The following is an 11,898-nucleotide window of genomic DNA, read 5'->3' on the forward strand; positions in this document are numbered from 1 at the left end:
TGAACGGAGCAGCCCACCGCATTATCATATTCTGCCGCTTTTGTTCTGAAACCGGGCGCTGAAGCCACCTGTCACCCCCACCCCGGCCCTCTCCCGAAACGGGAGAGGGAGTTTCCCGGCAATGAACGGACAGCCCACCGCATCGTCATATTCCGCCATTTTTGTTCTGAAACCGGGCGCTGAAGCCACCTGTCACCCTCACCCCAGCCTGCTCCCGAAACGGGAGAAGCAGTTGCCCGGCAATGAACGGACAGCCCACCGCATCGTCATATTCTGCCGGTTTTGTTCTGAAACCGGGCGCTGAAGCCGTCTGTTCCCTCACCCCGGCCCTCTCCCGAAACGGGAGAGGGAGTTTCCCGGCAATGAACGGAACCGCCCGCCGCATCATTATATTCTGCCGGTTTTTTGTTTCCGCTTTCGAACACTCCACACTAATCCGCGATGAACCAAAAAAAATCCCGCCGAAGCCAAAGCCCGGGCGGGAAAAAGGGCCCACGCGGGAATTACCAGCCCGCAGGCAGATAACCCAGCGCGGAAGCCACGGCGTAAACAGCGCTGGCAAGGTATAGCAGCACAATAAGGGTTTGAATCAGCGGATGCGTAATCAGGGAGCGGCACTGCCAGCTCGGAATAATATCGCCGCGCCGACGGGCGCCCTTCAGGATCAAAACAGGCATGATCGAGAGGATCACGCCGCTGAAAACGCCAGCAAAGTAGAGCGCGTTCACAAACGAAACCATACCGCCATAGGCCAGCACAAACGGCGGGATCGTCACTATCAGCAGCACCAGAAAGCGGCGCCCCATCTGGCTATCTTCACCCAGTCGGAATTTATCGAAAATATTGCTCAGGAAACTGCCACCCAGCCCCCAGTATGAGGTCAGCATGGCGCACAGGGCGAAAATATTGGCCGAAAAGAAGGCCCACTCTCCAAGCGCCCGCCCCCAGGAGATAGTGGCGACATCAGTAATCTCATCCAGGCCATTCAGCACGATGACCGAAAGCGGAACCAGCGCCAGTAGCGTAAAGGTAATGCCCATACCGGTCATGATGGCCCGCGGTAGCTGTTCCGGTTTGTCGGCGAAGCCGCGCGCCATTTCCGGCACGATATACTGCGCCGCGAAGCAGAAGGCCACCACGTTAAACACCGGCACCATGTAGCGCCAGTCGCCATCCAGCAGATAGCGCATCTGGGTGGTCTCTTTCAACAGAGTGGCGATCACCAGTACAGAGATCATCACCACCATTCCGACACTGATAAATTTCTCACCGCGGCCAATGGCCTTCAGGCCCAGCCACAAAACGCCGGCAGCCGGAATAAAGAACAGAAGGCTGCCCAGTGCCGGGGAGATCCCCAGCAATGATTGCAGAAGCTTTCCGCTGCCGGTCATATAGGCGGTTAACGCCCCAACGCTGTTCACACAGACCGACAGGAACATCAGCCAGGCACCAGGTTTGCCGACATAGCGCTGCGACAGGCCGCTGAGCTGCAAATGTTTGCGGGTTCGCAGCGTGGCTTCCGCCACATACAGCATGGTGATAGTCGTTAGGCTACCCACTAACACCAGCCAGAACAGCAGCGGAAAGAATCCCGCTTTACTGGAAGCATAGGCGATAGACAGTACGCCGGCACCGATATTGGTGCCGACAATCATCGCCACGCCTTCCAGAAAACTGAGCGATTTGGCGGGAGCGATTACCCGCTCTCGGGCGGTATACGCCCCGGACAAGGTGGTGTTCTCGGACATAAGACTTCCTTCGGATACCGGCTGCCGATGCAGCCGGAACAGATTGATTTCATGATGATTAACGGCTTACATCCATGCACAGATACTTAAGTTCCAGATACTCTTCGATGCCATAGCGCGAGCCTTCACGGCCCAGCCCGGACTGTTTCACACCGCCAAACGGCGCCACTTCGTTAGAGATAAGCCCGGTATTCACGCCGACCATGCCGTATTCCAGAGCTTCCCCTACCCGCCACTGACGGGCAGCATTCGAAGTAAACAGATAAGCGGCCAGGCCAAACTCGGTATCGTTAGCCATCGATACCGCTTCGGCTTCATCGCGAAAGCGGAAGACAGGCGCCACCGGGCCGAAGGTTTCTTCACGAGCGAAGCGCATTTCCTGAGTCACACCGGTGACAAGCGTCGGCTGGAAAAAGGTGCCGCCCAGCGCGTGCGGCTGGCCGCCGACGACCAGCGATGCCCCCTTATCCAGCGCATCGCGAATATGACTCTGCACTTTTTCCACCGCCCGGATATCAATAAGCGGGCCCTGAGTAGTGCCCTCCCGGGCGCCATCGCCGGGCTGCAATTCGGCAATCGCGGCGGCCAGTTTTTCGACCAACGCGTCATGAATCCCCTCCTGAACGTAGATGCGGTTGGCGCACACGCAGGTCTGGCCGCTGTTACGGAATTTGGATGCCATGATTCCCGCGACAGCAGCTTCCAGATCCGCATCATCAAAGACGATGACCGGCGCGTTGCCGCCCAACTCCAGCGACAGTTTTTTAATGGTCGGCGCGCACTGGGCCATCAGTAGCCTTCCCACCTCCGTGGAGCCGGTAAAGCTCAGTTTGCGCACCACCGGACTGTCGCACAGCGTCTTACCCACCTGCGCCGCATCGCCGGTTATCACCTGCAATACGCCTGCGGGGATCCCCGCATCTATCGCCAGCTGGCCCAGCGCCAGAGCGGTCAGCGGCGTCTGTTCGGCGGGTTTGACGATCATGACGCAGCCGGCGGCCAGCGCCGGCGCCGCCTTACGGGTAATCATGGCGGCCGGAAAGTTCCACGGCGTGATCGCCGCACAAACGCCAACCGGCTGCTTCACTACCACCAGTCGCTGATTCGCCTGCGGCGACTGCAGCACAGAACCGTCCACCCGCAGCGCTTCAGCAGCGAACCAGCTAATAAACGACGCCGCATAGGCCACCTCGCCCCGGGCTTCCGCCAGCGGTTTGCCCTGTTCAGCGGTGATCAGCCGGGCCAGATCCTCCTGGGCCGCCATCATCTTCTCCGCCCAGCCGTTGAGTAGCGTCGCGCGGGCTTTAGCGGTGAGCTGTTTCCACTCCTGCCAGGCCTGATTAGCGCTTTCTATCGCCTGTAAGGTTTCCGCCTCGCTAAACTGCGGCACGCTGGCAAGGGTTTCGCCGCTCGCCGGATTCATCACCGGCTCCCGGGCGCCGCTCGCGGCATCACACCATTCGCCATTGACCAGGCATTGCTGACGTAATAAATCAGGTTGATTCAGTTTCATCACGCGACCTCTCAGATTCGGGATAAAATGCGGGACAGAATGTCGAGGGCGCGGCTGAACTGCGCGTCCGGAATAGTCAGCGGATAAAGGAAACGAATCACGTTGCCGTATACTCCACAGCTCAACAGCAGCAGCCCTTCTTTCCGGGCCTGCTTCAGAACCTGCTGAGTCAGTTCCGGCGCGGGTTCGCCGCTGTGTGGATCGTTAAACTCCACGGCCACCATCGAGCCCAGCGCGCGGATATCGGCAATGGCCGGGCAGCGCTGACGCGCCTGAGAGAGCGTTTCCACCAGATGGCTGCCCAGTTCATCAGCACGCTGGCATAGCTGCTCTTCGGCAATCACATCCAGTACCGCATGGGCTGCCGCCACCGCCAGCGGGTTACCGGCGTAGGTGCCACCCAGACCACCAGGCGCCGGGGCATCCATAATTTCTGCGCGCCCCGCCACAGCGGAAAGCGGCATCCCACCCGCCAGGCTTTTCGCCATGGTGATCAAATCTGGTTTGACGTCGTGGTGCTCCATCGCAAACAGACGACCGGTACGGGCAAAGCCGGTCTGGACTTCATCCGCCACCAGCAGAATGCCGTGCTGGTCGCACAGCGCCCGCAGGGCTTTGGTGAACGCCGGCGGCGCCACGTTAAAGCCCCCTTCGCCCTGAACCGGCTCCAGGATGATGGCGGCTACCTGATCCGCCGCGATATCGGTTTTAAACAGGCGCTCCAGGCTGGCCATGGCATCGTCGACCGAGACGCCGTGAGCGGCATTAGGGTACTGAGCGTGGAACACCGAACCCGGGAAGGGCCCAAAGCCGATTTTGTAGGGAGCCACTTTGCCGGTCAGCGCCATGGTCATAAAGGTACGACCGTGAAAACCGCCGCCGAAGGTGATTAGCCCCGGGCGACCGGTCGCGGCGCGAGCGATTTTCACCGCGTTTTCCACTGCTTCCGCCCCGGTAGTGAAGAAAGCGGTTTTACAGGGGCCTTCAATGGGCGCGCTGGCGTTAATACGTTCCGCCAGGGACACATAGCTTTCATAAGGGACAATCTGGTAAGCGGTATGGGTAAAGGCCTGCAGCTGCTGTTCTATGGCTGCCGTGATACGCGGATGGCGGTGGCCGGTATTCAGCACCGCGATCCCCGCCGCGAAGTCGATCACCTCATTGCCTTCCACATCCCACAGCGTGGCGTTTTCCGCCTTCTGCGCATAGAAATCGCACATTACGCCCACGCCGCGCGGCGTAGCGCTCAGACGGCGCTGGTTCAGTTCTGAATTGTTCACCCTGATGTCCTCCCGGTCATAAGTTACTTTTATGCAACAAATTTGAAACAGATGGCTTTATTTACCCGGGAACTGGCCCTACAATCGAGTGCCAGTCTGGAATATTTTATGGATCCAATTGTGCAAACTCTGGTCGGCGATCTTCTGTGGGTCAGACTCAATGAAGAGCAGGATAAGCGGCTACAGCGGCGACTTTATAACGCTATCCGCCGCACTATTCTTGACGGTAGCCTGCTACCCGGCAGCCGGATGCCCGGATCGCGGGATCTGGCGCAGCAGCTTGGGCTATCAAGAAACACAGTTTTAACCGTTTATGAACAACTTCTGGCAGAAGGTTATATTGTCGCCAGGCGGGGAAGTGGTACTTTCGTTGCGGATACCGCACCGGATAGCTTTTTGTCCTGCCAGAGCGAGCAGGACGAAGGGGAGGAAGGTGCGACGCCATCGGGTTTTTCCCGGCGTGGCGAACAGTTGCTCAACCGGGCCAGCGCCAGTCCGCGCCAGTGGGGTGCTTTTATTCCCGGCGTGCCGGACGTCAGCGCTTTTCCCCACCGTCTGTTTAGTAAAATTCAGGCGCGACTCGCCCGCCGCCCGCCGCCGGAACGGTTAACCTACAGCAGCCAGGGCGGAACCCCGGAGCTCAGAAACGCGCTGGTGGAGTATCTGCGGGTCGCCCGCTCGGTGCACTGCCATGCCGACCAGATTCTGATTACCGAAGGAACACATCAGGCCATCGATCTGGTGGCCCGTATGTTGTGCGACGTCGGAGATGAAGCCTGGATAGAGGAACCCTCCTACTGGGGAATTCGCAACATACTGAAAATTAACGAAGTATCTATGCTTCCGGTACCGGTGGATCGCCACGGCATGATCGCGCCGGAGCGGGTAAACAAGCCGCCGCGTCTGATCTTCGTCACCCCCTCCCACCAGTATCCTCTTGGCGCCGTAATGAGCCTGGAGCGGCGGCGCCATCTGCTGGCGCTGGCGCGCCACACCGGCGCATGGATTGTAGAAGATGACTACGACAGCGAATTCCGCTTTTCAGGACAGCCGATTCCTGCATTACAGGGGCTGGTAGCCGATGCGCCAGTTATCTATATGGGCACCTTTAGCAAAACGCTCTATCCAGGGCTGCGCATCGGTTATGTGGTACTGCCGCGCCCGCTGGCGGAGCGTATCAAAACGGCCCACGCCGAACTGTACCGCGGTGGCCATTCGATTATTCAGGCGGCGCTGGCGGAATTTATTCAGGCCGGGCACTACAGCGCCCATATTCGCCGGATGCGATTGCTTTACGGCAGACGCCGGGCGTTCGTCCGCGGGCTGATTGAACATGAGCTTGGCCCCGACGCCCTGAGCGATTTCAGCGATAACGCCGGACTGCATATGATCCTTAATCTGCCGCCAGGCTGCGACGACATCGCCATCGCCCGGCTGGCTAACCAGCGCAATATTCTGGTGCGCCCGCTGTCGCGCTATTATCTGACCGACAAACGACGTAGCGGCCTGATTATGGGGTTTGCCAGCCAGCCGGAAGTGCAGATGGCAGCGGCGTTTCAGGCGCTGCTGACCTGTATTCGCGAGGCATAACAATCAGCCAGGAGTCCCCCATGCGCGGAAATGAATTCGCTGAACTGCAGGCATTTATCTGTATCACCGAGCAGGGAAGTTTCGTCCGTGCGGCGGAAAGGCTACAGGTTTCCCCCTCGGCGCTGAGCCAGACCATCAAAGGGCTGGAAGCACGGCTTGGCGTACGCCTGTTTCATCGTACCACCCGGCGGGTCGGCATGACGCAAGCGGGCGAAAGGCTGCTAAAGCGACTCAAACCCGCCTTCGCCGAGATCGAATCCGCCATTACCGATACCACCGAGCTGGGAGAGCGGCCACGCGGCAAGCTGCGGATTCACACTTTTCGCGTTGGCTATCAGCTCTATCTCGAACCGTTACTGGCGGCATTCACCGAAACCTGTCCCGAAATTGAACTGGATCTGACGCTGGATGACCATCCGGTCGATATGATCGAATCCGGATTCGATGGCGCAATTCGCCTTGGCGAACTGCTTGAACAGGACATGGTGGCAATCCCCCTGGGGCCGATGTTACGCCATTGCGTGGTGGCTTCGCCCGACTATGTGACCAGATACGGCAAACCCCGCACGCCGTCTGAACTGCATCTACACCGCTGCATCAACTGGCGCTGGCCTGGGCAGATACATCCTTATCAGTGGGAGTTCCAGCGCGATAGCGGCTGGTTCCGGGTGGCGGTTAACGGCCCTTTGATCGTCAACGATCTCCGGGCCATGCTCGACGCAGCCGTTAACGGCGTTGGCATCGCCTTTAGCGTTGAAGCCTGGGCAACACCGCTAATCCGCGAGGGACGACTGGTCACCATGCTCGAACCCTGGTGCGCGCCCTTCGATGGCTTCTATTTCTGCTATCCGCGTCAAAGGCACCACCTGGCCGCCATGCGGGCATTTATCGACTTTCTGAAGCGGCATGTCAGGTAAAACGTTGGGAGTAGCCTGATTATATACGCCTGACTTCATAATCTATGCAGTTCCTGCCCGATTATTCTTGCTGTCTTAATTCATAAACTGTTCTTCGTGAACAGGGCGCATGCCCTATCGCCATCCACAGAAGGAATGACCATGAACGATATATCCCACAAAGTCGTCCTGATAACGGGGGCCAGCAGCGGCATTGGCGCGGCCACGGCACGCCATCTTGCCGGTTTGGGGGCCAGATTAATGCTGGGCGCGCGGCGCGGCGATCGCCTGGAACGACTGGTAAGCGAAATTCGCGAAGCGGGCGGCGAAGCCGACTATCGGGCACTGGACGTCACCGATATCGCATCGATGCAGGCTTTTGTCGCCGCAGCGCGGGAACGCTATGGCAGTATCGACGTAATAATCAACAATGCCGGCGTGATGCCGCTATCGAAGCTGGAAGCACTCAAGCTCGATGAGTGGAACCGGATGATCGACGTTAACATCCGCGGCGTACTTCACGGTATTGCAGCGACGCTACCCGTCATGCAAAGCCAGGGGGCGGGGCAGATCATCAACCTGTCATCGACTGGCGGCCACAGTGTGGTGCCTGCGGCTGCGGTCTACTGCGCGACCAAATTTGCCGTTATGGCTATTTCAGAAGGCCTGCGTCAGGAGGTCGGCGGTGATATTCGCGTTAGCGTTATCAGTCCGGGAGTAACCGAATCCGAACTGGCGGACTCCATCACCGATAGCTCCGCCCGTGAGGCCATGAGGTCGTTCCGTGCCGGGGCAATGCCTGCAGAGGCTGTCGCCCGCGCCATCGCCTTTGCTATTGCGCAGCCGCCCGATGTCGATGTCAGCGAAATCATCGTGCGGCCAACGGCAAGTCCGCACTGATTTCTCCAGCCAATAAAAAACCCCGGCGTCCGGAAACGTCGGGGTTTTTTCGCCGCGAGTGCTTTATCAGGCTTCGATAGCGGCCCGCAGCTTTTTCATCGCGTTCTTTTCAAGCTGACGCACGCGCTCGGCGGAAACGCCGTAGCGATCGGCCAACTCCTGCAGCGTGCTCTTGTTGTCTTCGTCGAGCCAGCGGGCGCGAATAATATGCTGGCTACGCTCGTCCAGACCCTGCATCGCGTCGGAGAGTTTATCCGCGGCGTGCTCTTCCCAGTTATCGTCCTCGATACCATCGGCGAAGTTCGAGGTTTTATCCTGCAGAAAAAGCACCGGCGCCATCGGCTGACCGTCGTGGGAATCGTCGTCGGACGGCATATCGAACGTCATGTCCTGGGCCGCCATTCGCGACTCCATTTCACGCACGTCCTTGCTGCTGACGCCCAGTTCCCGGGCCACCATCTCCACTTCGTCCTGATTAAACCAGCCAAGACGCTGCTTGGTTTTACGCAGGTTGAAGAACAGTTTGCGCTGGGCTTTAGTGGTTGCCACTTTGACGATACGCCAGTTGCGCAGCACATACTCGTGGATCTCCGCCTTGATCCAGTGTACGGCGAAGGAGACCAGACGTACCCCAACTTCCGGGTTAAAGCGGCGCACCGCTTTCATCAGGCCGATATTCCCTTCCTGGATCAGGTCCGCCTGCGGCAGTCCATAACCGGCGTAGTTACGAGCGATATGAACAACAAAGCGCAGGTGGGACAGGATCAGCTTCTTCGCTGCTTCCAGATCGCCCTGGTAATGCAGCCTTTCAGCCAGTGCCCGCTCTTCCTCGGCCGACAGCATCGGCCAGGCGTTGGCGGCCCGGATATAAGACTCCAGGTTACCCACCGGGGCTAAAGCTAAATTTTGCATCTCGTTGGTCATTCAAATCCTCACAATTCTTTTTGACTCCGCGTCATCCCCGTCAGGCAACGACGCTCCGGAGCGGCATTTGCTGTTGCGAGCATACGCGCTTCTGTAACATCAGACAGTGATTTTATCCACAAGTTCAATGTCGAAATGTGAATAAGGTTATCAAAAAAATGTGACGATGCTATGAAAACGCAGGCAGGGAACCGAGAGAATCAACATATTGCTCATTCCCTGCTAACGGGATCTCGCAAGCAGGGAATGAGTATACCAGAGATTTATCAGTCAGGGGTAAAGTGACGTAAATGTTGCACAGTGGCAAGCCAGGCTGCCACCCAACCAATCATCGAGGATACCAGCAACAGCAACAGGCATTCGTCGAATGACAGGCCGCTAAGCTCAAATTTGGTGCCGAACACCCTGGCCACTTCGCTGACCGCGGACGAAAGTCGCAGCACCAGCACCTCTGACAGTATCAGCGACAGGAAGGCGCCGCTAAAGCCCAGCAGCGCCCCGCCATACAGGAACGGACGCAAAATAAAGCCGTCTGTCGCGCCAATCAGCTTCTGAACGTTGATCGTATCGCGACGGGCGAAGATGCTTAACCGCACGCTGTTGCCGATAACCAGGAACACCGCTGCCACCATCAGCACGCCTATCATCGCCGCCACGCGGCCCACCAGGCCGGTCAGCGCCGCCAGCCGGGCGAACCAGCTATCGTCCATACGCACTTCATCAATCCCCTGAATGCGGGAGATCCTGTCGCGCAACGTGTTCAGCGAATCGGTGCCCTGGAAGTCGACCTTTGGCTCCACCACCGCTACGGCCGGCAGCGGGTTTTCTTCCAGCATATCCAGCGCGCCGCCAAAGCCTGACCAGTTACGAAACTCGCCCAGGGCCTCGTCTCTGGAGAGATAGTTCACCTTCTCAACGCCCTGTTCGCTCTGGATTTGCGCGACCACCTGCTGGGCCGCGTTATCATCCAGCGTCTTTTCCAGATAGACGGTAATTTGCGGAGAGGGATAGTACTGGGTCGCCGCATGGTTTACGTTTTTATACACCATATAGCAGACGCTCGGCAGCGTCAGGGAGATGGCTATCACCATCACCGTCAGAAAGGTGGCGAAAGGCTTATCGCGCAGATCCTGCAGGGCTCCCTGCCAGGCGTAACGAAACTGCTCGTTAACCCCGCCCTTCACCCCTTTGCGTCGCGGCTGGGGAGCACGATTGCCGCCACTCACCCGCTGTTTCGCCAGGCGGCCCAGCTCGCCCAGACGGCCGGACGATTTTCCGCCGCGCGGATTCCTGCTATTGAATTGCTTGCTGCTGGGTAACGGTTTACGTCTATTCACCGGCGGCGCCTCCGTGCAGATGTCCTTCACTCAGGTTCAGCACCCGATACGGGCACCGTGAAATCAACGCAAGGTCGTGGGTCGCCATCAGCACCGTCACGCCTACGCGGTTAAACTCCTCGAACAGGCGCAGAATGCCTTCCGACAGCGCGCCGTCCAGGTTACCGGTCGGTTCGTCCGCCAGCAGCACGGCAGGTTTATTCACTACGGCGCGGGCAATACCCACCCGCTGCTGTTCACCGCCGGAAAGCTGGATAGGAAAGTTTTTCGCTTTGTCTAGCAGCCCCACTTTATCCAGCGCCGCGCTGACGCGACGACGAATATCTTCGCCGCTGGCGCCCGCAATAATCAGCGGGATGGCCACATTGTCATACACGGTGCGGTCCATCAGCAGATGATGATCCTGGAAAATCATCCCGATCTGGCGACGCAGGAAAGGCACCTCGCGCGCTTTCAGGCGGCTGATATCATGACCGCTGAACCAGATCTGGCCAGCGCTGGGGCGTTCAATGCCGCAAATCAGCTTTAACAGGGTGCTTTTCCCGGCCCCTGAATGGCCAGTCAGGAACGCCATCTCGCCTTGTCGCAGATGGAAAGAGACGCCCTGCAGCGCTTTCCTCCCGCCGCGATAGGCCTTGCTGACTTGTTCAAAGCGAATCATAGTCAATCCTCTCGGGCAAACAGTGCCTCAATAAAATCGTCCGCGTTAAAGGGACGCAAATCTTCAATCCGCTCACCGACGCCGATGTAGCGAATCGGAATACCAAACTGGTCCGCTACCGAGAAGATAACCCCCCCTTTCGCGGTCCCATCCAGTTTGGTCAGAGTGATGCCGGTCAACCCCACTGCTTCATGGAACAGTTTCGCCTGGCTAACGGCGTTCTGGCCGGTACTGGCATCAATGGTGAGCATAACCTCATGGGGCGCCTCTTCGTCCAGCTTTTTCATCACCCGCACGATCTTCTTAAGCTCTTCCATCAGGTGCGCTTTGTTCTGCAGACGCCCTGCGGTATCGGCGATCAGAACATCAATATCCCGCGCTTTTGCAGCCTGAATGGCGTCGAAAATCACCGACGCGGAGTCGGCGCCGGTATGCTGCGCCACCACCGGAATATCGTTACGCTGGCCCCAGACCTGAAGCTGCTCCACTGCCGCGGCGCGGAAGGTATCCCCCGCCGCCAGCATCACAGACTTGCCCTGCTGCTGGAACTGACGCGCCAGCTTGCCGATAGTGGTGGTCTTACCCACGCCGTTAACGCCAACCATCAGGATCACGAACGGGGTTTTACCTTCCACGTTCAGCGGTTCATCCACCTTCGCCAGGATACCGCTCATCTCCTCTTTCAGCAGACCGTAGAGCGCTTCGGCGTCGCGCAGCTGCTTACGGGAAGCGCCATCGGTAAGGTTGGTGATGATTTTACGGGTGGTTTCCACGCCAACATCCGCCACCAGCAGCTGTTCTTCCAGCTCTTCAAACAGCTCGTCGTCGATCTTCTTACCGCGGAACAGGCTGATAAAACCAGAACCCAGATTCTGTTTGGTTTTCACCAGGCTGCGCTTCAGGCGTGCGAAGAAGCCCTCTTTGGTCGGCTTATCCTGTTCTGCCTGAGCGGCATGCTGCGGCGCTTCTGCCTCTGCTTCTGCTTCTGCTTCTGCTTCTGCTTCTGCTTCTGCTTCTGCTTCTGCTTCTGCTTCTGCTTCTGCTTCTGC

General features: G+C 58.4%; 10 protein-coding genes. 3 read left to right on the plus strand and 7 right to left on the minus strand.

Features of this window, described 5'->3' with window-relative positions; translation table 11 throughout:
• Positions 1-503: 503 nt before the first annotated feature.
• From V3W49_RS21860 to V3W49_RS21870, 3 genes are read right to left on the minus strand one after another with little or no spacing between them, the layout of a single operon-like run.
• Positions 504-1,748, minus strand: a complete 1,245-nt coding sequence (locus tag V3W49_RS21860) for an aromatic amino acid transport family protein (RefSeq protein WP_500148079.1) — start codon at positions 1,746-1,748, stop codon at positions 504-506.
• A gap of 58 nt (positions 1,749-1,806) precedes the next feature.
• Complete coding sequence (locus V3W49_RS21865) at positions 1,807-3,261, minus strand: NAD-dependent succinate-semialdehyde dehydrogenase (RefSeq protein WP_500148081.1); 1,455 nt, start codon at positions 3,259-3,261, stop codon at positions 1,807-1,809.
• An 11-nt stretch (positions 3,262-3,272) separates the two neighbouring features.
• Entirely contained in the window at positions 3,273-4,541 is a 1,269-nt protein-coding gene (locus tag V3W49_RS21870; RefSeq protein WP_500148082.1) for a 4-aminobutyrate--2-oxoglutarate transaminase, read from the minus strand.
• A gap of 120 nt (positions 4,542-4,661) precedes the next feature.
• Here V3W49_RS21870 and pdxR point away from each other — a divergent pair, with 120 nt between their 5' ends.
• The 3 genes from pdxR to V3W49_RS21885 all read left to right on the plus strand — a co-directional run bounded on the left by pdxR (position 4,662) and on the right by V3W49_RS21885 (position 7,927).
• Positions 4,662-6,131 carry a MocR-like pyridoxine biosynthesis transcription factor PdxR gene (gene pdxR / locus V3W49_RS21875; RefSeq protein ID WP_500148088.1) on the plus strand — a complete coding sequence of 490 codons (1,470 nt, stop codon included), beginning with the start codon at positions 4,662-4,664 and terminating at the stop codon, positions 6,129-6,131.
• A 20-nt stretch (positions 6,132-6,151) separates the two neighbouring features.
• Positions 6,152-7,048, plus strand: a complete 897-nt coding sequence (locus V3W49_RS21880; protein ID WP_500148083.1) for a LysR family transcriptional regulator — start codon at positions 6,152-6,154, stop codon at positions 7,046-7,048.
• A 135-nt stretch (positions 7,049-7,183) separates the two neighbouring features.
• Entirely contained in the window at positions 7,184-7,927 is a 744-nt protein-coding gene (locus V3W49_RS21885) for an SDR family oxidoreductase (RefSeq protein ID WP_500148084.1), read from the plus strand.
• 66 nt (positions 7,928-7,993) lie between these two features.
• Here the strand turns inward: V3W49_RS21885 and rpoH are convergent, their stop codons facing one another.
• The 4 genes from rpoH to ftsY form a co-directional block, all read right to left on the minus strand.
• Positions 7,994-8,851 (minus strand): RNA polymerase sigma factor RpoH, encoded by an 858-nt coding sequence (gene rpoH, locus V3W49_RS21890; protein WP_500148085.1) that lies wholly within the window; start codon positions 8,849-8,851, stop codon positions 7,994-7,996.
• 266 nt (positions 8,852-9,117) lie between these two features.
• Positions 9,118-10,188, minus strand: a complete 1,071-nt coding sequence (gene ftsX, locus V3W49_RS21895; RefSeq protein ID WP_500148086.1) for a permease-like cell division protein FtsX — start codon at positions 10,186-10,188, stop codon at positions 9,118-9,120.
• Positions 10,181-10,849: a cell division ATP-binding protein FtsE gene (ftsE, locus tag V3W49_RS21900; RefSeq protein WP_154774119.1), complete on the minus strand. Its 669-nt coding sequence runs from the start codon at positions 10,847-10,849 to the stop codon at positions 10,181-10,183. The genes ftsX and ftsE overlap by 8 nt, the downstream gene beginning before the upstream one ends.
• A 2-nt stretch (positions 10,850-10,851) precedes the next feature.
• A partial coding sequence (gene ftsY / locus V3W49_RS21905) for a signal recognition particle-docking protein FtsY (protein WP_500148087.1) occupies positions 10,852-11,898 on the minus strand: 1,047 nt, incomplete at its 5' end.

Origin of the sequence: Rosenbergiella sp. YN46 (genome assembly GCF_036620675.1) — a bacterium.
Lineage (GTDB): Bacteria > Pseudomonadota > Gammaproteobacteria > Enterobacterales > Enterobacteriaceae > Jejubacter.

What these genes read in the sequence shown, in the direction of transcription:
- V3W49_RS21860 (WP_500148079.1), bottom strand. Translation starts at nt 1,748, where the DNA reads ATGTCCGAGAACACCACCTTGTCCGGGGCGTATACCGCCCGAGAGCGG.
- V3W49_RS21865 (WP_500148081.1), bottom strand. Translation starts at nt 3,261, where the DNA reads ATGAAACTGAATCAACCTGATTTATTACGTCAGCAATGCCTGGTCAAT.
- V3W49_RS21880 (WP_500148083.1), top strand. Translation starts at nt 6,152, where the DNA reads ATGCGCGGAAATGAATTCGCTGAACTGCAGGCATTTATCTGTATCACC.
- V3W49_RS21885 (WP_500148084.1), top strand. Translation starts at nt 7,184, where the DNA reads ATGACCATGAACGATATATCCCACAAAGTCGTCCTGATAACGGGGGCC.
- rpoH (WP_500148085.1), bottom strand. Translation starts at nt 8,851, where the DNA reads ATGACCAACGAGATGCAAAATTTAGCTTTAGCCCCGGTGGGTAACCTG.
- ftsE (WP_154774119.1), bottom strand. Translation starts at nt 10,849, where the DNA reads ATGATTCGCTTTGAACAAGTCAGCAAGGCCTATCGCGGCGGGAGGAAA.